Annotated in this window: 18 protein-coding genes; 10 read left to right on the top strand and 8 right to left on the bottom strand. The window is 43.7% G+C overall.

Annotated elements, in window-relative coordinates; genetic code table 11:
* Positions 1-57 precede the first annotated feature (57 nt).
* From ASV53_RS05600 to ASV53_RS05590, 3 genes are all read right to left on the bottom strand, one after another.
* The gene (locus ASV53_RS05600) at positions 58-1317 is read right to left on the bottom strand and encodes an outer membrane protein transport protein (RefSeq protein ID WP_094956377.1); all 1260 of its coding nucleotides are present in this window, start codon (positions 1315-1317) and stop codon (positions 58-60) included.
* Between the two features lie 328 nt (positions 1318-1645).
* Positions 1646-2374, bottom strand: coding sequence for a DUF3379 domain-containing protein (locus tag ASV53_RS05595; RefSeq protein ID WP_094956376.1), 729 nt, complete (start codon positions 2372-2374; stop codon positions 1646-1648).
* The gene (locus ASV53_RS05590) at positions 2361-2933 is read right to left on the bottom strand and encodes a sigma-70 family RNA polymerase sigma factor (protein WP_094956375.1); all 573 of its coding nucleotides are present in this window, start codon (positions 2931-2933) and stop codon (positions 2361-2363) included. The genes ASV53_RS05595 and ASV53_RS05590 overlap by 14 nt, the downstream gene beginning before the upstream one ends.
* Before the next feature lie 718 nt (positions 2934-3651).
* On the opposite strand from ASV53_RS05590, the gene fadI reads away from it, so the two are divergent.
* Positions 3652-4962, top strand: a complete 1311-nt coding sequence (gene fadI, locus ASV53_RS05585; protein WP_094956374.1) for an acetyl-CoA C-acyltransferase FadI — start codon at positions 3652-3654, stop codon at positions 4960-4962.
* Positions 4962-7067, top strand: a complete 2106-nt coding sequence (gene fadJ / locus ASV53_RS05580) for a fatty acid oxidation complex subunit alpha FadJ (RefSeq protein WP_094956373.1) — start codon at positions 4962-4964, stop codon at positions 7065-7067. Before fadI ends, fadJ begins: the two co-directional genes overlap by 1 nt.
* A gap of 118 nt (positions 7068-7185) precedes the next feature.
* Here fadJ and ASV53_RS05575 read toward each other — a convergent pair whose 3' ends face one another.
* Positions 7186-7482, bottom strand: a complete 297-nt coding sequence (locus tag ASV53_RS05575; RefSeq protein WP_141226230.1) for a hypothetical protein — start codon at positions 7480-7482, stop codon at positions 7186-7188.
* Positions 7483-7729: 247 nt separating this feature from the next.
* Positions 7730-10495 (bottom strand): insulinase family protein, encoded by a 2766-nt coding sequence (locus ASV53_RS05570; RefSeq protein WP_094956372.1) that lies wholly within the window; start codon positions 10493-10495, stop codon positions 7730-7732.
* A gap of 310 nt (positions 10496-10805) precedes the next feature.
* Here ASV53_RS05570 and sixA point away from each other — a divergent pair, with 310 nt between their 5' ends.
* Positions 10806-11279, top strand: a complete 474-nt coding sequence (gene sixA / locus ASV53_RS05565) for a phosphohistidine phosphatase SixA (protein ID WP_094956371.1) — start codon at positions 10806-10808, stop codon at positions 11277-11279.
* A gap of 150 nt (positions 11280-11429) precedes the next feature.
* The gene (locus ASV53_RS05560) at positions 11430-11792 is read left to right on the top strand and encodes a hypothetical protein (protein WP_189337830.1); all 363 of its coding nucleotides are present in this window, start codon (positions 11430-11432) and stop codon (positions 11790-11792) included.
* Between the two features lie 139 nt (positions 11793-11931).
* Here the strand turns inward: ASV53_RS05560 and smrB are convergent, their stop codons facing one another.
* The gene (gene smrB, locus ASV53_RS05555; protein ID WP_062689779.1) at positions 11932-12462 is read right to left on the bottom strand and encodes an endonuclease SmrB; all 531 of its coding nucleotides are present in this window, start codon (positions 12460-12462) and stop codon (positions 11932-11934) included.
* A 53-nt stretch (positions 12463-12515) separates the two neighbouring features.
* Between smrB and prmB the strand changes: the two genes are divergently transcribed.
* Entirely contained in the window at positions 12516-13448 is a 933-nt protein-coding gene (gene prmB / locus ASV53_RS05550; protein WP_094956370.1) for a 50S ribosomal protein L3 N(5)-glutamine methyltransferase, read from the top strand.
* Positions 13449-13541: 93 nt separating this feature from the next.
* On the opposite strand, the gene queC is transcribed toward prmB, so the two are convergent.
* Positions 13542-14228 (bottom strand): 7-cyano-7-deazaguanine synthase QueC, encoded by a 687-nt coding sequence (gene queC / locus ASV53_RS05545; RefSeq protein WP_094956369.1) that lies wholly within the window; start codon positions 14226-14228, stop codon positions 13542-13544.
* A gap of 279 nt (positions 14229-14507) precedes the next feature.
* Complete coding sequence (locus tag ASV53_RS05540; RefSeq protein WP_094956368.1) at positions 14508-15575, bottom strand: PLP-dependent cysteine synthase family protein; 1068 nt, start codon at positions 15573-15575, stop codon at positions 14508-14510.
* Positions 15576-15711: 136 nt separating this feature from the next.
* Between ASV53_RS05540 and ASV53_RS05535 the strand changes: the two genes are divergently transcribed.
* The 5 genes from ASV53_RS05535 to ASV53_RS05515 all read left to right on the top strand — a co-directional run bounded on the left by ASV53_RS05535 (position 15712) and on the right by ASV53_RS05515 (position 21397).
* Positions 15712-16176 carry an Lrp/AsnC family transcriptional regulator gene (locus ASV53_RS05535; protein WP_094956367.1) on the top strand — a complete coding sequence of 155 codons (465 nt, stop codon included), beginning with the start codon at positions 15712-15714 and terminating at the stop codon, positions 16174-16176.
* Between the two features lie 312 nt (positions 16177-16488).
* Positions 16489-18510, top strand: a complete 2022-nt coding sequence (locus ASV53_RS05530; protein ID WP_094956366.1) for a hypothetical protein — start codon at positions 16489-16491, stop codon at positions 18508-18510.
* A 127-nt stretch (positions 18511-18637) separates the two neighbouring features.
* Positions 18638-19120: a hypothetical protein gene (locus ASV53_RS05525; RefSeq protein WP_094956365.1), complete on the top strand. Its 483-nt coding sequence runs from the start codon at positions 18638-18640 to the stop codon at positions 19118-19120.
* Positions 19121-19157: 37 nt separating this feature from the next.
* Positions 19158-19976 (top strand): FTR1 family iron permease, encoded by an 819-nt coding sequence (locus ASV53_RS05520; protein WP_094956364.1) that lies wholly within the window; start codon positions 19158-19160, stop codon positions 19974-19976.
* Entirely contained in the window at positions 19973-21397 is a 1425-nt protein-coding gene (locus ASV53_RS05515) for an FAD-dependent oxidoreductase (RefSeq protein ID WP_094956363.1), read from the top strand. The genes ASV53_RS05520 and ASV53_RS05515 overlap by 4 nt, the downstream gene beginning before the upstream one ends.
* The last annotated feature ends 10 nt before the right edge of the window (positions 21398-21407 follow it).

Raw genomic sequence — 21407 nt, 5'->3', positions numbered from 1 at the left:
AATAAAAAGGGAGCCAGTAGGCTCCCTTAAATATTATGGCTTAACTGTTCGCTGAAATTAGAACGAACGGCTGTATTGTACGCCGTATAGCCATGCATTAGCACGCGTAGTTGCTGTTACGCTTCCAACTGGCATTTTTGATTCTTCAACGTTAATATCTTTGCCCATAAGGTAAGTCAAGCCAAAATCGATGTTTGATTTGTTATCAATATGGTAGGTGAAACCACCAGATAGCCATTGGCGATCTGAATCAGGTACAGAGATTGATGTTAGCTTATCTTGTGCACTAGTATCGTACATGTAACCCGCACGCAGTTCCCAATCGTTGTTTAGGTAGTAAGTACCACCGAGTGCGTAGTGCCAACCGTCTTTCCACTCGTATTTATTCAGCTCTGTACCGCCAGTTGTTTCCAACTTGTCGAATTCGCTCCAACGGATCCATTGTACGCTGTAGTGAACTGCGAACTGGTCGTTGAGTTTGTGGAAGCCAGAGAATTCAGCCATGTCAGGTAGTGGCATGATTAGCTTGTCGTTAGAGATATCGTCGGTAGCATGCTTCAGATCGCCCGAAGCTTCAAGATCTGGGCTGTAGCGGTAAGATAGGCCAAAGCGGTGATCTTCATTTACTTCGTAAACACCACCAATATTCCAGCCAAGTGCATAACCATCAGCATCAATATCAACTAGATCTGTTTTGGGTACATCAATAGGTTTTGTTGGATCCATTGGGTTTGGCACTTGGAATGCTGGAACATAACGTTGCAGTTTACCGCTACCATAGATAAGGTCTAAACCACCACCAACACTGAATTGCTCATTGATGCGGTAAGCTACGCTTAGCGCGAAGTTGATGCTTTTAACGTCAGTTAAGCCACCGAATGCATTGGCAGAAAAGCTGTCATCGAACTCAGTTTTAGTACCAAAGTTAGAGTAGATGCCACCACCGACAGTAAATTTGTCGTTGATAGGGTGAATGTAGTAAATGTTTGGTACGTATGCAGTACCGCCAACACTTTGATTACTTTGGCCAGGAATAGATTGACCTGCAAATTTATAATCGATGTCTTTAACTTGGATGTCAGTATCGATAACGTTAAGGCCAAGAGAGATTGCAGGTGCATCGAATAAAGCCATTGCTGCTGCGTTACGAGATAGTACAGATGCATTATCTGCGATTACCGCATCACCAGCGAAAGCACGGCCAAGTCCAGTTGCCGATTGACCATTAAGTTGGAAACCAGCAGCTGCCGCTTGCTGAGATGCCATTGCCACTGTCAATGCTACGATTGACTTAGTAAACAGACGCTTCTTGTTCATATTTATTATTATTCCTAATTATTTTGTGCAGATATATCTTCTACTTTGGAAGATTGCGCAAGATTGTAGGTGTGTAGCCTGGTCTATCAAAGCTGACCAGTTGCTATTTTATTGATACGTTTAACTAAAGTTAACGTTTCGTTACGGATTGTATAGCAATTGAGCGACTGTAGGGGAGGAGTAATAATCTATTATGCAACAGGGGTAACACTTTTACGTGGTCTATGTGAAAAAAGAATAAAGGCTACGCGATCTCGTAGCCTTTAATGCGTAACCTATTGAACAATAAGTAACCAATCCTTATAGGGGGATAATTATTGGTATTGCTTTATATTTGCCATTGAAGCTCAGACTTTATTGTTTTAGCAACCGGATCCATATCAGCCCCTTTCTCACCAACCACAATTAAACTGGCATTTCGGAGTGGCAGTAATACGCCTCCCATCGTTTTATCGTTAAAGTTAGTAACAGTTGGGCTTTGTTCTGGAACAATAAAGACGGTGACTTTACCTTCAGGTGTATCGACTACCATGTGAAGCGCATTTTGCTCCCCAAAAGAGCAGTGATTTACGTAGTACACATGGCCAGGTAATGATGATAATTCTGTTCCAAAAGGTTTGAGTTTGGCGTTAACCTGGCTCAATTGGACTGATTCATCTATGGTATCAATAAATGGTGCTTCAGCATGTACATGACTAAGTGCAATTTGCCCTAATGACGATGCTTCAGCAGAGCGTATTACTTCTGCATTTGATAGGATTTGGTCAAATTGCCCCGTAAATACCCCAAAAGCAAAGGCGACTGATGCTGCAATAGCTAAATGCACTCGGGTTGTTTTGGGTTTCGCCGGCGTTTGTCCTGATTGATGGAACAAAATACGATCAACCAGATCGTCTGGCACATCGACCTTTAGTGCTTTTTCAAGTTTAGTATCGAGTTGCTGTAATTCATCGGATAGCTTTCTATTCACCAAGGATGAATTCTTCGCTTCGATCATTTCAGCGCTATTATCGTTAGGATCCGCGAGAATACGCCTACGGAATTCAAGATCGTCCATTGTGATGACCCCTCTGTTCGGATTGTTTCTCTAATTGTTCTTTTAATTGATTTCGTGCTCTGAACAAGCGAGTCATAACGGTATTACGGTTTAGATCTAGAATTTCAGCAATTTCATCACCACTAAAGCCTGCCATAACCTGTAATACCAATGGTTCTCTGTATTCTGGGGTTAGCTTCATTATTTGACGGTGTAGCTGCTGTTGCTCTAATTCCATCTCATTATCTTGCTGGTGCGTGTCAGCAATGGCGTAATCATCAATATCAACTAGATCGAATTGTTTACGTTCAAAACGACGGGCATTTTCACGCCTAAGAATGGTAATTAACCATGCTTTAGCTGCTTTGTCATCTTGTAAACTGTCGAGAGAGCGCCATGCCCGCAAGCAAGTTTCTTGGACTAAATCTTCTGCAATATGCTGATCGTGGCAAAGCCAGTATGCATATCGGTAAAGATCTCGGTGCCATGCCCTAACGAGGGCTTCGTATCGTCTTTGCTTATTCATATCAACAGAGACCGAGGCATCCGGCTTTTTCTTACGAAAAAATTGTTTAATCATACTTTTGCCTAAACCAGTGATGGTTATCCTTGCAATCTGAGTGAATTGTCGCCGTTGGTTAATCAAAAAATTGTGTTTTCAGCCTTAAAATTGATCTGCTTCAAATTATGACTGCTCAGGCAAGTTATAGTAGTCCTCGTCATCTGGTAGAGATGGTTGAGCGCAAGTTCTGAGGATTCAGGGTTGCGAGCAGCAGAATCTATCTGTTGAGCAAGATGACAACTTCCTTTTGAAGGCTGACTTTACTTTCTCCTATCAGGTATTGCCTGATTTGCAATTGGCTTTATGTTAATTGACTTTATATTCATTACGTAGATTGCTTTCCGCGTAAATTATAACCATACCATATAGGTGTGGTTTTTTTTTGCCTATAGAAAAGTATATACCTAAGTAAAGGTAAGATACCTAATGAAGTTTCATACTTTAAATATCGATGTTTCTCTTCTCTTCTCTTCTCTTCTCTTCTCTATGGGCTGTGCTTTCTACTTTACTGTGGTTGTGATTACCTTCTAACTCCTCAAATATCTGGCTGATGAATAGCGAAATTATCGCTTAAAAGTATCGATGTTCATCATGTTTCTTAAAACATTCGTTTGAATTAAATAACAAATTGATTACAATTGGTGTGGTCTGACCTCTATTTTAGTGATCCTTGTTAGCTGTCGACGACGGTAAGGATCGCAATTAGCTGCAATTTAATCATTAATAAGGAGTAGCGATGACACGTCTCCAGAATCTCACCACCTCACAAGGTGAGCGCATCGCCGTTGTAAGTGGATTACGTACCCCTTTTGCTCGCCAAGCGACCGCCTTTGATGGTGTGTCTGCGCTTGATATGGGCAAGATGGTAGTGAATGAAATGCTTAATCAAGTCGATATTGATCCTAAGCTGATCGAGCAAGTTGTCTTTGGTCAGGTTGTGCAAATGCCTGCAGCCCCGAACATTGCGCGTGAGATTGTTCTGGGTACTGGCATGCACATTGGTACAGATGCTTATAGTGTGACGCGTGCTTGTGCTACCAGCTTTCAAGCAGCAGCCAATGTAAGCGAAAGTATCTTGTCGGGCACGATTGATATTGGTATCGCGGGTGGTGCTGACTCATCATCGGTATTACCGATAGGCGTGTCGAAAAAAATGGCCGCGACCTTATTGCAGCTAAGCAAAGCAAAAACCATGAGTAAGCGTTTAAAGCTGCTCAGTAAATTAAGCTTAAAAGATTTAATGCCAGTACCGCCTGCGGTTGCTGAATATTCAACAGGACTAAGCATGGGACAAACGGCGGAGCAGATGGCTAAAAGCCATGGCATTACCCGTTTGGAACAAGATGCATTAGCGCACCGATCTCATACTTTAGCAGCGCAAGCATGGCGTGATGGTTTGATCCAAGGTGAAGTGATTACGGCTTTTCCTGAACCTTATCGCCAGTGGATTGATAAAGATAATAATATTCGTGAAGATTCTAGTATGGAATCTTATGCCAAACTTCGCCCGGCGTTTGACCGTAAGTTTGGTACCGTGACGGCGGCAAACAGTACGCCATTAACCGATGGTGCTGCTGCTGTGCTCCTGATGCGAGAAGGCCGCGCTAAAGAGCTGGGTTTTACCCCGCTTGGTTACATTCGATCTTATGCATTTTCTGCCATTGGCGTAGAGCAAGATATGTTAATGGGGCCGTCTTACGCGACACCGATGGCGTTGGATCGCGCAGGGTTGTCGTTATCTGATTTAACCCTGATCGATATGCATGAAGCATTTGCTGCTCAAGCATTATCGAATGTGAAGATGTTTGGCTCGAAGAAATTTGCCCAAGAAAAGCTCGGTCGTAGCGAGGCGATTGGTGAAATCGACATGGATAAATTTAATGTCCTTGGTGGTTCTATCGCTTACGGTCACCCTTTTGCGGCAACGGGTGCGCGAATGATGACGCAAACACTGCGTGAGTTAAAACGTCGCGGTGGTGGATTTGCATTGAATACCGCATGTGCCGCTGGTGGCTTAGGTGCAGCAATGATTTTGGAGGCAGAGTAATGACACAATCAGCATTTACATTAACGTATGGCGATAACGGTGTTGCTTGGCTCAAGATCGATGTGCCTGATGAAAAAATGAATACGCTGCAATCAGCATTTGTCGATCAAGTGACAACTGTACTCGAAGAGCTGAAAACAAAGTCAGATCTTAAAGGTATGGTGGTGCATTCAGGTAAGCCTGATAATTTTATTGCTGGCGCAGACATTAAAATGTTGGCGGCATGTACAACAGCAGAAGAAGCACAGCAACTGGCCGCGCAAGGTCAGGTGTTGTTCTCGCAATTAGAGGCATTACCGTTTCATGTGGTGGCGGCAATTCACGGCCCATGTTTAGGTGGTGGGTTAGAGCTGGCTTTAGCATGTCATAGCCGCGTCTGTTCTGATGATGATAAGACTCGATTAGGCTTGCCTGAAGTACAACTTGGCTTATTGCCTGGTTCGGGGGGAACCCAGCGTTTACCACGTTTGGTCGGTGTTGCTAATTCGCTTGATATGATTTTAACCGGTAAGCAATTACGTGCTAAAAAAGCGAAAAAGATTGGTTTAGTTGAAGAGTCGATCCCCTTGAGTATTTTGCTTGATGTTGCAGAGAAGCAAGCACTAAAACCCAAGCCTAATCGTAAAAGTTCACTACAAGAATGGGCGCTGGGTGGTAATGCGCTGGGCCGTTCATTGGTGTTTGATCAAGCGGCCAAGAAAACCCATGAGAAAACCCGCGGTAATTACCCTGCGGTTGATGCAATTCTTGAAGTGATTAAAGTCGGCTTGCAAGATGACTTGAAAAAAGGCTTTGATCTTGAAGCGAAACGCTTTGGTGAACTGGTCATGAGCCCAGAATCTGCTGCACTGCGCAGCATCTTCTTTGCTACGACAGCCATGAAGAAAGAGCATGGAGCTGATGCTGAACCTAAAACGGTTAAGCGGATTGGCGTATTAGGTGGTGGTTTAATGGGGGGCGGGATCAGCCATGTATCGGCCGTTAAAGCTAAGCTATCGACTCGCATTAAAGATATTGCTAATGATGGCATTAAAAATGCCATGAACTACAACTTTAAACTGTTAGAGAAGCAGCGTAAGCGCCGCATTATTAGTAAAGCAGAGCAGCAATCTAAGATGCTCTCTATTTCAGGTGGTACCGACTACACTGGCTTTAATCATGTTGATGTGGTTATCGAAGCGGTATTTGAAGATTTGAATCTTAAGCATCAAATGGTGAAAGAAATCGAGGAAAACGGCAACGCGCAGACGATCTTCGCAACCAATACTTCATCGCTACCTATTCATCAAATCGCTCAAGCAGCTGAACGTCCTGAAAATGTGGTTGGCTTACATTACTTTAGCCCAGTAGAAAAGATGCCCTTAGTTGAAGTTATTCCACACGAAGGGACATCAGAGCAAACTATCGCCACCGTAGTCGCACTCGCGAAGAAGCAGGGTAAAACCCCGATTGTTGTTGGCGATAAAGCAGGTTTTTACGTAAACCGCATACTGGCACCATACATGAATGAAGCCGCGTCGGTGTTAATGGCTGGCGAACCGATTGAGCATATTGATAATGCCTTGCTTGATTTTGGTTTCCCTGTTGGTCCTATTACGTTACTTGATGAAGTTGGTGTTGATATTGGCGCGAAAATCATGCCGATCCTTGTCGCTGAATTGGGTGAGCGTTTCCAAGGTCCAGACGTTTTCGATGTGTTGCTTGCGGATAACCGTAAGGGGAGAAAAACGGGTAAAGGCTTCTATAAGTACGACAGTAAGAAAAAAGAAGTCGATAAAACCGTGTATAAACTGCTGAATATTGAGCCACAGCAGCATGCTGCCGCAATTGATATCGCTCAGCGTTGTAGCTTAATGATGCTTAACGAAGCTGCCCGCTGTCTAGATGAAGGTGTGATTAAATCGGCGCGTGATGGTGATATTGGGGCAATTTTTGGTATTGGTTTTCCACCATTCTTAGGTGGCCCATTCCGCTATATGGATCAAGTGGGTATCGAGCGTATTGTCGAGCTATTAACTGACTGCACTGATAAATACGGTGAACGCTTCCAGCCATGCGATAAGTTGGTGGCGATGGCGAATGAAGGCCAAACCTTTTATTCGTAGCTGATTTGTACTAATACCTGCACGTTTTATCAGTGACGCGCTTTATTGAAGGTCTGCCTTGTGCAGACCTTTTTTATGGGGGCGTCTTTCATCGTCACTATCACTCATTGTTTTAATATCAACTTGTTGGTGGTTTAGGGTAAGAGCGTAAACGAAAATGGCTTTCGATAAAGCGAGGCCGAATAAAATGATAAAGCAGTAAGGCCAGACTAAGTGCAATGAAAACGTGTAAGTGCAAAACGACAACGGCAATGGTCGAAAACAAAATAATAGTAACAAAAGCATAGATAAGAATATCGAGCTCATCGTGCATTAGCTCTTGTTGGCAATGTGGGCAGCGAAACGATTCTTCGTATTGGCTTAAAAGAGGCGCATGGATATTGCGCTTACAGTGAGGGCAGACATGTTTCATCATTAACCTTTAGTAGATGAATGACGTCCTTATCAGTAACAAAGATCTGTGATTGTAGGTCTTCAATACAAGCTGGCAATTCACTGTGTTAATTGTGTCGATAAGAAATGCTTCTCGTATAGGGCTTTTTTAGCTTATTTATTGTTCTAAAAAGAAATATAGCAAAGGCGCTGAAATTCTCTGTTGCGGAATAGAATAAAAAAACGACCAGAGAGTAACTGGCCGTTAGGTAAATGTCGTCGAAATGAGGTTAACGCGCTTGTTTTTTGAACTCATCAATAGAGTCGATAGGTTGGCCTATATTTAATGGCTCAAGATTCGCATGTGCACCACCTTGGCAATGCATGACCACACGGTTTGCCGTTCGGGGTTTGACGATATCAACAATGAAACGCACCATGTCGGCACGACTTAACGATTTTAGCGCTTCAATGACTTTCTGACGCTGATTAAAACTTTCGTCCTTGTTACCAATACTCACCCAGAATCGTTGGGCGCGGGTGCGTAAGTTAGTATCAGGGTCTGATATTTGGGCAATTAACCCTTGTTTACTGGCTTGCCATTGTTCTTCATTTAATTCGAGTAACACTAATGCGAATTCATTGGTGAAATCATCAATCGCTTCAGACAAGTAACTTGGCCCAGCAACAGGGGATTGAATGTATAAGATCAGCCCTGGGTGGCGGTTAAGCGGTAAATTGGCGGTCCCCACCATATAGCCTAATTGCTGCTTGGTACGTAATTCATGGAAGAAGGTGGTCGACATCAAGTGATTTGCCAGCGTATAGATGGCGATTTTACGCGGTGTCGTTTCTCGCGATTGGTAATACATCAAAATGGCTGAGTCAGCATGGTTACAACTGATCTCATGCGTTTGTGTGCCGCCTTCGCCTAAACGCACTAATGGGCGTTGTGCTTCGCCATATAGTTGGTCGGTAACCCGGAAAGCATCTTTGAGTATTTCCGCCAGTGCGAGAGCATCGTCTTTTAGCCAGTTACCGTAGACGAAAGTATCGATATGAAGCTCGGCAAACATGGCTTCAACAAATTCAGGGAGCTCATCCAGCTCTATGGATTCTAACGCTTCAATTAATGCTGGGTAAGGCGGATTATTGGGTTGTAATAACCCCGTAAGTTCATTGAAGAGTTGGGATATGGGCTTGTCTTCCGCAGCATTACGCCAATTGCGAAGCATCTGTGCTTTGATGTTACGAAAACGCTCTGGGTCAAAGTTACGATTGCCAAACTTATCCAGAATCAGTTTCATCAATAAGGTTTGTTTTTCACTAAAGCCTGACAGTTGTAATGTTACACCGCCTTGGTGCGCATATAAGTTATAAGACATGCCTGCGATTTCAGCAGGGTAGGTACTCTCATTAATTGCTTCTAATAACATCTCTACACATAAACGTGTTTTGACAATATTTCGGGGTGAACTAACAGCGTGTGGACTATCAATCGCCACATAGACCACCCCTTTAGGTACGCGGAATTCATGCTCTTGTTTGTGCCATAAACGAAACCCTGGTAAATCTTGAATAAGTTCGGGGGGCTGTTCGGCATTGTCTGCAAGTGGGTGCGGATCTAGGCTTTCACAAATAAATGGGTTCGGTTCGGGCAGCGTTAACTCAGACGATACGGTAACATTTTGCCAGCGACTCAGTTGAGCGTCAGTAAAGGGTACTACCGAGTAAGGTGTGTGATACCACTGGGCAATTTGGTCATAGTGCTGGCCTTGTGCCACGAGCACTAAACGCATGTTGTCAGGTTTAAGGTACCCTAATAAACCTTGAATAAGCTCTTCATCATATTCCGCCATCATGTAATCGCCATAGACGATATCTTCAGGCGTGTAGTGTAGTAGGTTCATCACTAAATAACTGACGGTATCAAGTGGGCGGCTTTTTTCTTGATAACGGAATGCAAACTCTAACACTGAACGTTTTTCGTTATAGCGCCACTCGTTTAAGCCCTGTGTTTTAATTAATTCAATGTATTGGAAAACCGATTCAACGATTTCATCGATGTTTTCAAGCCCTTTGGGTGTCAGGTTTAATCCCACTGTAAATTCACGGAAGTTATCGCCACTCACACCGCCACCTGCTGCAAGGGTGTTGATTAACCCTCGTTTTTTCAAATATGACATCAGGCTACCTTGCCCTTCATTACCCAGCAAATGGGCAATGTAAGACAAGGGTTTCTTATGATAAAAAGCATCGACTGATGGCATAGTGAAAGACAGTGTTAACTTACGAACTTCTTTAATGGGTTCGATTTGTATGAAACGAGCTGTTTCTTTTTCGGTGACTAACGGTATGTCAATTTTAGGGCGCGGCAAACCGTTTGAAGGAATGAGGCTGAAAAAGTCAGTGGTATATTGCTCCAGCTCGTCTAATGACTGTGGGCCAAGTAAGACTAAGCCCATCACACTGGCTGAATAATGGGTTTGATAAAAGTTGATGAGCTCATCGCGTACCGAGGACTGATCGCGATCATTGAGTGTTGTTAGATCCCCGACAGAAAACTTTGAAAATGGGTGAGCGGGGTTGGTGGTTTCTTTATGTACTTGATATAAGCGACGTACATCGTCTTTTATTTTTAATTTGTACTCGGAGTCAACGGCTTGTCTTTCTTTGTCGACAGCATCTTCATTAAATAAGGGCGCCGTAAAAAACTGACCGAAGCGATCTAGTCCTTCTTCAAAAGTGTGAGGACTGACTTCAAAAAAGAAGGTGGTATTTTCTGTACCTGTCCACGCATTGTTACTGCCGCCACTGCGATTAATGAAGGTTTGGAAGTCGCCGATGACTGGGTATTTTTCCGTTCCAAGAAACAGCATGTGTTCAAGAAAATGAGCCATCCCTTGACGGTCGATAGGGTCATCAAAATGGCCTACATTGACCGTTAATGCGGCTGCAGATCGGGGAGCATCTTCATCATGTACTAATAAGACCTTGAGCGCATTAGGCAAGGTCAGACAGCGATACTGTTTGGGATCATTCGGACTAATGTGCACAGGAGAGCCTATATTATTATGATAATTAGGCTAATTATGACGCTCAACCTTCATGCTGGCAAACTTAACACGCTAACTATGTTGACTTTATTATCATTTTTATCACTTTTTAATTGAGCAATTAACATGGGTTATTACGTACAAATGATAATCAAAGGATTATTGCGAGTCTATTAACGGACATTTGAAGAAACGCTAGTTGAAAATAGCGTTTCTGAGGTCACGGAATAGGAATAGAATTGCCGCAATAGCTATTCAGCATCGGCAAGGCTTGTTAGCATTGTGACGAAATAGAGTATCGGATTAGATCATGCGAATTTTTATTATGCGTCATGGTGAAGCTCAAAACTTTGCCCCAAGTGATGCCGAGCGCCCCCTCACACCACGAGGTGAGTCGCAGTCACGTCAAATGGCGGAACATTTAGCAGAGCAGCTAGATGGCCAACTCGATATGGTATGGGTAAGCCCATACTTACGTGCGCAACAAACGTGGCAAACCATGGTCGATTGCTTACCATCTGCGGCGAAAGTAATGACAGTGGATGACATTACACCCTATGGTGAAGCCGAACAGGTTGCTGCGTACATTAAAGCCGTTATTGGTGTCGAACGCCCCGACACTTTATTGGTTGTATCACACTTGCCATTAGTGGGTTACTTAACGGCAGAGTTAGTTGCCGGTATACAGCCCCCAATGTTCCAAACATCAGCGATTGCGTCTGTAGAATATAATCCAGACACTGACGTTGCTACCTTCCTTGAACAAGCGATTCCGCACGGTTAATTCACCGTGCTATATCATTATTCGCGATCTTTTCTTGTTGGTGCAGTTTTTGCTTAAGAAACGGAAAGGATTGCCGATAAGGTAACCACAAGGGATGGTTTGGCGTAGACCAAGATCGTCATTAGCACCTTCAACAAAAGAATAGCGGTAATGAAAACAAAACTTCTGGCAGTAATTTGCACTCTGTTTCTTTTTGGTTGTGTTCAACCACATCAAGGGCCAAGCATCAATGCAAATGGTGCAATTAAATGGGCTAATGGCTTCAGTGAAGAAATGCACATATCGGCATCTGGCAGCACGTTAACGTTCGCTGCGCCAGACTCTTTCGGTCGCAATGGTGGCGGTATCGCGATTTTTTCACGTATCGACAGTGCACGTAATGGTGACTGTGAACACTACTACAGCGAAGGTGCATTAAAAACACGTATGCAAATCTGCAAAAGTGGTGAAGTTACGTTAATTAAAGAAGGGAAAGTGATTAACGTTGGCGCACTGGCTAAATTCGTTTATTAGGCCAATACACATATTTAGTTATCAATGGGGTAGTTTTAGTGTGAGCCATTAAAGCTATCGTTGATAAGAAGAAGCGAGGAGACCAATGGTCTCCTCGTTTTTTTGTTTTTCCTGCGCACGTTAATTTACCAAATAAGTATTAACGCTCAGGGATGTCTAATAAGACCAATAAGGCACCATTGCCGCCAAACTCCAGTGGTGCTTGGTGGAAAGCCATAACATCTGGGTGTTGTGCTAGCCATAGCGGTGCTTTGGCTTTCAGAATGTGCTTGCCAATACCATGCATAACACAGGCACAAGACACTTTTTCTTTGATGCAGGCGGCAATCATTGCGGCCAGCTCTCGCTTCGCTTCTTGCTGTGTCATACCATGCATATCTAGATACATGTCAGGCACATATACCCCACGGCGAAGCTTTTTCACTTCATATTTAGACACGCCAGTGCGGGCATATTGCATTGGCCCGTTCTCATTTAAATGAGGCTCAAACTCGTCAGAGAAATAAAACTCATGGTTTTGAGTTTCTTTTATCGAGACTTTGGGCTTATTGACGTTTGTGCTCTGTCGGCGTGATGTGATTATGGTATCATGCGTCAACTTTTTTACGCCCTTTACCGCATCTTGGAAGAGAGAGAAGTCATCTTCCAACGCAGGATCTTTTTTAGTCATAATGAATTTCCAACAACTCGATAGCGGTATTGTAGCGTCATTCGGAGGCTATTTTGGATAAGATTTTTGTCGACGAAGCCGTCAACGAACTTCATACATTGCAAGACATGCTACGTTGGACGGTAAGTCGTTTCAATGCTGCGGGTCTTTTTTATGGTCATGGTACTGATAATGCGTGGGATGAAGCTGTTCAGCTTGTGCTTCCAACATTGTATTTGCCGCTAGATATTCCATCAGATGTGCGTGAGTCACGTTTAACAAGCAGCGAGCGTTTACGCATTGTTGAGCGTGTTATTCGTCGTATTAACGAACGTACTCCTGTGTCGTACCTAACGAATAAAGCCTATTTCTGTGGATTAGAGTTCTTTGTTGATGAGCGTGTACTTGTTCCACGTTCACCTATTGGTGAGCTGATTGAAAACAGCTTTGAACCATTTTTAAAAGAACGTCCAACACGTATCATGGATTTGTGTACGGGCAGCGGTTGTATTGGTATCGCAACAGCGCATATGTTCCCAGAAGCAGAGGTCGATATTGTTGATATCTCTACCGACGCACTGGCAGTAGCAGAACAAAACATCACGGATCATGGTTTAGAGCAGCAAGTGATTCCACTGCGTTCGGATCTATTACGTGATGTACCAAAAGACCTTTACGACCTTATCGTGACAAATCCACCTTACGTGGATCAAGAAGATATGGATAGCCTGCCTGACGAATTCCGTCATGAACCTGAGCTTGGTTTAGCGGCGGGTAGTGATGGTCTGAAGTTGGTTCGCCGTATTTTGTCAAATGCACCTGATTACTTGAAAGAGAATGGTGTTTTGATCTGTGAAGTGGGTAACTCCATGATCCACATGGAAGAACAATACCCGAACATTCCATTCACTTGGATCGAATTTGAAAACGGTGGTCATGGTGTATTCATGATGACACGTGAGCAATTGATCGATTGCCAAGACGAGTTCGCTCTTTACCGCGACTAACTCAAGAAGTTAGCGCTTAAAGTGTCGACTTGAATAAAAACGGAGCCTCGCGCTCCGTTTTTTTTCTGCATATTTAATGTTGCTGATTTGACGCTATTGCTGCTTACTGACTAATGACGCCATCACTTCCGCGCGATTATCTAAATAGTCTTTTAGACCAGCACGGCGAAGATCACAAGACGGGCAATCACCACAGCCATCACCAATAATGCCGTTGTAACAAGTCAGTGTTTTCTCGCGAACAAAATCTAACTGATGTTTTTGATCTGCTAAAGCCCACGTTTCGGCTTTATTAAGCCACATCAAAGGCGTTTCGATAGTGAAAGTTCTATCCATTCCCAATACCAATGACTGATTAAGTGATTTCACAAATTCGTCACGACAATCAGGGTAACCCGAAAAGTCTGTTTCACACACACCAGTAATGACAGATTCAGCACCAATTTGGTAAGCGTAAATCCCCGCCAGTGTTAGAAATAGGATATTACGGCCTGGCACAAAAGAGTTCGGTAAGCCGTTGGCTTGCAGCTCGTGTGAAACCTCAATGCTATCGCGAGTTAATGAGCTAATTGCCAATTCATTCAATAAGCCAACATCCATCACTTTATGTGCAGTGATGTTGAGTTCTTTACAGATAGATTCGGCTACTTCAATTTCAAGCTTATGACGTTGACCATAATCGAATGTAATACAGTGTACTTCATCGTATTGGGCAATGGCTTGGATAAGGCAAGTAGTGGAGTCTTGACCACCACTAAAAACAACTACGGCTTTGCGCATGAATCTTTGTCCTTCAAAGTGTTCGTACCGAAAAACAGTCGGTAGGGATCTATCTTTGTTCTGGCACCCTTAATCATGGTGAGAAAAGGGCCTTTCAAAGAGAGGCCAACAGCAGATTTTCTATTGGCGAGGCAATGCTACCTTACCCTGAGTGTAGAAGGAAGTAAGCAGGAATAAGCATGGATAAAGAAACGATAAAGGGGCCAATATACGACGTTAAAAAAAGCCGTAAACATGTATTACGGCTTCTGTATCTTCCTATTTACGAGGTGTTAATGACTAGTTGAATTCACCTGTTTGCTCAAACTGCTCAAGTTGTTGTAAGTAGCCTGAGATATCACCAATGTTTTCGCGTACCCACTCTAGATTGAAATAGGTATCTAAGTAGCGCTCACCACTGTCACATAGCAAGGTCACAATTGAACCTGTCTCGCCGCGTTGTTTCATTTCAATGGCCAATTGCAATACACCATAAAGGTTCGTACCAGTAGAAGCTCCAGCTTTACGGCCTAATAGTTTTTCTAACCAGTGTACTGTTGCCACACTGGCAGCGTCAGGGATAGTGCGCATTTCATCGACTACTCCTGCAATAAAGCTGGGCTCTACACGCGGGCGGCCTATGCCTTCAATACGGCTGCCTTTATCACCAACGAGTGCTGCATTTTGTGTTTTATAAAATTCGTGAAAAACAGAGTTTTCAGGGTCAACCACACACAGTTGTGTCGTGTGCATTTGATAGCGAATGTAACGGCCGATGGTCGCAGATGTACCGCCAGTGCCTGGGCTCATCACAATCCAGCGTGGAATAGGGTGCTCTTCTAATGCCATCTGGCTGAATATGCTGTTGGCAATATTATTATTTCCCCGCCAGTCAGTGGCCCGCTCAGCAAAGGTGAACTGATCCATGTAATGACCATTCATCTCTTTTGCTAAGCGGCGAGATTCGTCATAAATTTCGCTAGGGCTATCCACAAAATGGGCTTGGCCACCATAAAATTTTATTTGTTCTATTTTTTTACAGGCTGTTTTGCGCGGTACAACGGCAATAAAAGGAAGACCAAGCAAACGTGCAAAGTAGGCTTCAGACACGGCAGTGCTACCTGATGATGATTCAATGATTGGAGTGTCTTCATTGATCCAGCCATTACAAAGTGCATAAAGAAAGAGTGAGCGTGCTAAGCGATGTTTCAAGCTACCTGTTGGGTGCGTACTCTCATCTTTTAAATAAATATCAATACCGTCGAGGATTGGAATGTCTAATTTGATAAGGTGCGTGTCTGCTGAGCGTTGGTAATCCGCTTCAATTTTACGAATAGCAGTGTTAATCCATTGTGAGTTATTTGTCATTTTTTAAACCTCAGCAGTCTGTTTTTTTTCTTGATACGGATTATCTTAGTTATTAAATGGGATAAAAACTTTGCTATATTTGCTTGAATAACGCTAAATGTAGAAAAAAATTCTCTGAATGTGAGGTTAGTTGTTAATGAAAGCTCCAATCGATCAAGTTGATAGGACATTACTTAGGTTGCTACAACAAGATGGTACCTTATCGCTTGCGGAATTAGCGGATAAGGTAAATTTAACAACAACCCCTTGTTGGAAACGTTTAAAGCGTTTGGAAGAGAATGGAATTTTACGCCAGCGTGTAGCCTTACTTGACCCTATTCTTCTGGGGTTATCATTCACTGCTTTTGTTCAAATCAAAACCAGCAACCACTCGAAAGAATGGTACAACACCCTAGTCGAAGCTGTGGATGATTTTCCTGAAGTGATGGAGTTTTATCGTATGGCGGGTGAATACGACTATATGATGAAAGTGCAAGTTGCCGATATGGCTGCCTTCGATCAGTTTTATAAGAAAATGGTGAATAGCATTGAAGGGCTCACGAATGTGACGTCGACCTTTGCAATGGAGCCACTGAAATACACTACGGCTTTACCTTTATAGTTTCTTCTCTACATATTTTTTAAAGCCCGCTTTATGACAATTTCGCATAAAGTGGGCTTTTTTATGTGATTTTTAGAATAAATCACGTTTCATATCCATTATGCCATCTGGCTTATATTCGCATATTTCAAATGGTGTATTTTTGATGCAATAAAGGTGATGCGAGTCAATTTTGGCAATAAAAATTATTATCATTACTGTTATTTACATTTTGAAACATATATAGTGCGAACAATTCTCGTTTAGCATCTGTTCGGTGACACTCATTTGTTGTGCAAATAACCGTGATGGAATAATAAAAAAGGAAAAACCGTGAAGAAGTCAACGTTAACGCTTGCCATTGCCGCAGCCGTTTTTGCATCGACTGCGAGTGCCGCAGCTCAAGTTAAAGTGCTTGATAAGACTCATCAGCCAGCAGGTAACTTTCTAGCATATACCGAATTTGAATTATCAGGAGAGCCTTTAGCAGAATCGCTAGGCCTAGATCTTGATGTGTTAGACCCGAATATTGCAGATGATCCAACACCATTTGATTTTGCTGCAGGTATTGAAAGTTACGAGTACTCAGAAGAAGCGATGTACGCGTTGAACTACCAATCGCAAATGGGTCCACACCTTGTTAACGGTCCTGTTAACCAAGCGCGTGGCGGTAAACTTGCTGATTTAGGTAAACGTGTTATCGAAATGGCGGGTGCGGTGGGTTTCCCAGCGAGCGAAATTCCGCAAAACATGTACCCAATTTCGATTCCATATGTTTCGGGTAACCCTGAGTTTGCACAAAAGCCTGACACCACCACAGTTAACGGCGATGAAGTCGAGATTACGACGGCGAAAGGTAATAGCAAAACAGTTCAAACGGTTGTTCCCGCTTATTTCCGTGACTACAAAACATTGGCTTGGGATGAAGCGAGCTTTGATAAAGCATTCAACCCTGCTGCAACTGGCGGTATTTTGCTGAAAGAAGTGATGTGGTCACAAGATTTCTTAGGTGGCATGCACGTCACTGCGACAGATGAAGAAGTAGAAGCTGAATCTGCTGTTATGGATCAAGACGGCAAGCACAGCCTAGGAGTTTCTGCCGCTGATGGCTTTAACGGCATGATGCTGACTGAAATGTCGATTGATAAGATGCTTATCATGCAACAGCAATTAGGCTTTGATGGTAAGAAGCTGGGTGTGAAATTCGGCCCTGATTACGATCCAGCGAAAGGCCCAATTTGGTTCGCGCACAAAGTGGCCGTGACTGAAGGTGAACAAAACGGCGTTAAATCCATTGCGGGTCTAAAAGTAACGGATGGCACATCAACACTACGTGATACTTGGTCAACACTATGGCCTGTAGCGGAATTCTTTGCATTCAGTGATCAACGTGAAGCAAACAGCGCGCAAAATCCTGCCTTCTTAGCGGTATTTGATGGTGCTCCATTTACGGCGGCCCCTGCGGCTAACACTGATGCGAATGAAGGAAATGATGTCGTTGCTGACGATGCTTTCTCGTTAGCGAACAACATCTCAAACCTTTTATTTAAAAACATTGCAGCGCTGCACTACAACCAAGCGAAAGGTACGTTTGTTACCGAATTCAAAGATGGTAAGCAAGGCAACCAAGTTGATACTTACGATGCTGCGTACTCGATTGTTGCACTATCGATTTACCAACGTGCGAAAGATGCATTGCCTGTTGGTTATGCTTCTGCAGAGTCTGGTGATGTAGACCTGAAAACCGCAGCGGGTAAAGACGCATTAGCGATGATCAAAGGTCAGGCTGACTTCATCATTGATCACCTTGTAAGCAGCAACGGCCTTGTGTTTGATGGCCTAACGTTAAATAAAGTGAACACCCTCAACAAAGACAAATCACTGGATGCACAGTTTGCTGCTATTCGTGGTTTGGTCGCCGCTTACCTTGCAACGGATGATGTGAAGTACAAGCAAGCTGCCCGTTCTATTTACCTAGCGGTAGAGAAAAACATGTTTGATAAAAACATCAACACATGGGCAACCGTACCGGGTAAAGCAACTATCCACACTCCGTACACTGAAGCGGCAATTTCAGGTGGTCTGCGCGAAGCGATTCTCCACCTGAAAAACGAAGAAGGCGAGAACGAGCCAGCACTAGAATTAACTACCCTAACGGATCGTTATGTCAGCTGGTTCCGCACTGTGATTAATGGCGGTATGCAGTTAGCAGAGTGGATGGGTGATTCAGGTGAAAACCAAATTAAAGGTAGCAGCTCAACGGATACAGATGAAGATGGTGTTCATCAAATCATCGCGGCTGGTGGCAAGTTTGGTACTGCAATGACAATGGCAAATAAGGCCAGTGTTAAATAACCAGTCACCATAATTTGTTACGGATTAGGCAGCGATTTTGTATCGCTGCCTTTGTCGTTTTTATCATTTTGATTATTTATTGTGTTTTTTATCGGTAAGTAATGACGGGTAGTGAGTAAGAATTGTTATGGCTGCGCATAGTGTGTCGGAACAGCTTCCGAAGTCTGGGTGGTTTAACCAATGGTGGCTGAGTTTGGCTTATCACCATAAATGGGCTGAATCTTTACTCTATATGATGTTTTTCAGCGGGATCTTGCTTTGGGATCGCGTTGGGGTGACGTGGCAGGTTGAGCGTTGGTTACTGTTGGCACACATGCTGGTAGGCGCAACCTTGTTCAGTCTTATTGTTGGCGCATTTTGGGGCGCTCACCGTCGTCTGATCGTTAAAAGTAATAAGCCATTTCTACGCCAAACCGGCACTTTGATTGAGTGGCTCTTGATAGCGTGCAGCCTCAGCGGCTTCTATCTGATTTTTTACGGTAACACGGGCAACCCCCTTGGTGTCGTAATGCAAAATATTCACTTCTATTCATCTTGGTTACTGGCTCCATTGGTGTTTCGCCATGCAATGCGCTGGAGCGTGTTAAACCTATCGAAATTTTTTAAGTGATGAATAGCAAAAACAGTAAAAATTGTTTGGGGAAAACATGTTAGCCAGTTTTTTAATTACTCTACGAGAAGGGCTGGAAGCCTTCTTGCTTGTGGGCATCGCCTTATCCTATTTAGCTAAACTTAATGCCCGCCAATACAATAAATATATCTATTTAGGGGTGTTTGTCGGTTTGTTGCTTTCATTGGTTGTGGCTGTTGTGTTCCAAGTGGTCGTCGATCAGTTTAGCAACGAGCTATACCGTAACTATTTGATGGCAGGGATCCTCACTTTTGCGACTGTCGTGCTGACTTACATGGCGATCTGGATGCAGAATCAGGCCAAAAACCAAGTCGCGCAGATGCAGCAAGATGTATCTGATATGGTCAGTTCGGGCAACTTATTTGGCTTGGTCTTTTTGTCTTTGTTGGCGGTGTTGCGTGAAGGTTTTGAGACGATTTTATTTTTCTCTGCCTTGATGTATTCAAACTTTGGTGAATTCAGCACCCAAGATGCCTTAATTGGTGCTGTCGCAGGTCTGTTACTTTCACTGGCAATCGTGTGGTTGATGTTACGTACAACGCGTAATGTTCCGTTGCGATCTTTTTTCCGCTGGACCAGCCTACTGATCATTGTGATTGCAGCTGGGCTGTTATCGTCGGCAGTGAACATGTTGCAAGCGGCACACGTATTGCCTGTTCTTCATGCGCAGCTTTTTGATATTTCGCACATCCTCGATGATCGTGGAGTGTTTGGCACTTTCTTACGTGCTTTGTTTGGCTACAACTCTTCGCCGGGGTTATTACAACTCGCGGTTTGGGGCGGCTACATGGTGACATTTATCTTTTTCTGGAATCGAGGTTATAAGCAAGCATGAGTACGGCAGCTGAAAATAAACATATTGCGGTATTAGGTGCCGGTCCTGCGGGTTTGATGGCGGCGTGGGAGTTAATGGAAGCGGGTTACCAAGTGACCATTCTAGATCGTGATGATCATGTTGGTGGCATGTGTGCCACTCAGACTTTTACGGGGCAACATGGTGATTACCGATTTGATTTTGGTGGCCACCGTTTTATTACCAAGAACCCCAAACTGCTGGCCTTCGTGGATTCACTGATGGGTGAAGAATTATTGTTCGCCCAACGTAAAAGTGTCATTCGCTACCGTGGCCGTATTTATCAGTATCCCTTGGCGCTGGTGGATTTGATCAAGAATGCACCTTTACCGTTGTTGGTGGGGGGCGCAGTCGATTTAGCGAAGCAAATCTTTAAGCCAAAACCACAAGATCAATCTTCGGTGAGTTTTGCTGAGTGGATTGAAAGCCGCTTTGGTACCACCTTGTATAAGCACTTTTTTGAAGGTTATACCGGCAAATTATGGGGCATTGATCCTAAGTTTTTATCTGGTGACTGGGCGTCACAGCGTATTAGCCTGATGGATTTGAAAGACGTCGCACGTCGTTTATTACCTGGACGCCGCTCGTCGGTGCGTACTTACGCTCGCCAATACCGTTACCCTAAACTGGGCTTTGGTCAGCTGTATACTCGCCTTGCTGAAGAGCTTGAAAAGAAAGGTGTCACCATCGTTTTAAATAGCGATGTCTGCGGTTTGACGGTCAATGCTAACCAGCAGATTGAGCAAGTTGAGTACCGTCATCAGGGGGTAACGAAAACCCTTAGCTGCGATAACGTGATTTCGACCTTGCCACTATCCTTGATGTGTCAACTGACAGGATTCGACAGTGGATTAGAGTTTCGTTCATTGCGCTTTATGAATATGCCAATGGAAACTCAAGATATCTCTGACAACACTTGGCAATACCTTTCTGATCCTGAATTGCTAGGCACGCGTCTGCAAGAGCCCAAACGCCGTTCTTCATTTATGGCACCTGAAGGACGCTCTTCTGTGATGATCGAAATTCCATGTAATAAAAATGATGATGTGTGGAACATGGACGGTGATCGTCTGCAACAGCGTGTTCTTGCGGATCTGGCGTCATTAGGTGTTGATCCTCAGCTTGCGACGGGGGAGTACTTCACGTCTTACACCGAGCATGCTTATCCGTTGATGGACATGACCTATCAAGCGAAGCGCGAAAAAGCGATCACCCACCTTTCGCAATATAGCAATTTAATCATGACAGGACGTCAAGGTACATTCCGCTATATTTTCACCGATACCGCAATGGAAATGGGCATGATGGCTGCGCAATCTGTGATTGATGGTAAAGATCGTCGTCGGAAGATTTTTGATTTTCGTAACGAAAAGACCGTGATTGAAGTCCAGAGTGTCGCATAGCTAGCCAACA

The sequence above is a fragment of the Photobacterium sanguinicancri genome, from assembly GCF_002265265.1.
Taxonomy (GTDB): domain Bacteria; phylum Pseudomonadota; class Gammaproteobacteria; order Enterobacterales; family Vibrionaceae; genus Photobacterium; species Photobacterium sanguinicancri.
The sequence above is the reverse complement of the archived record's forward strand: the minus strand, read 5'-3'. Positions and strand labels throughout refer to the sequence as shown.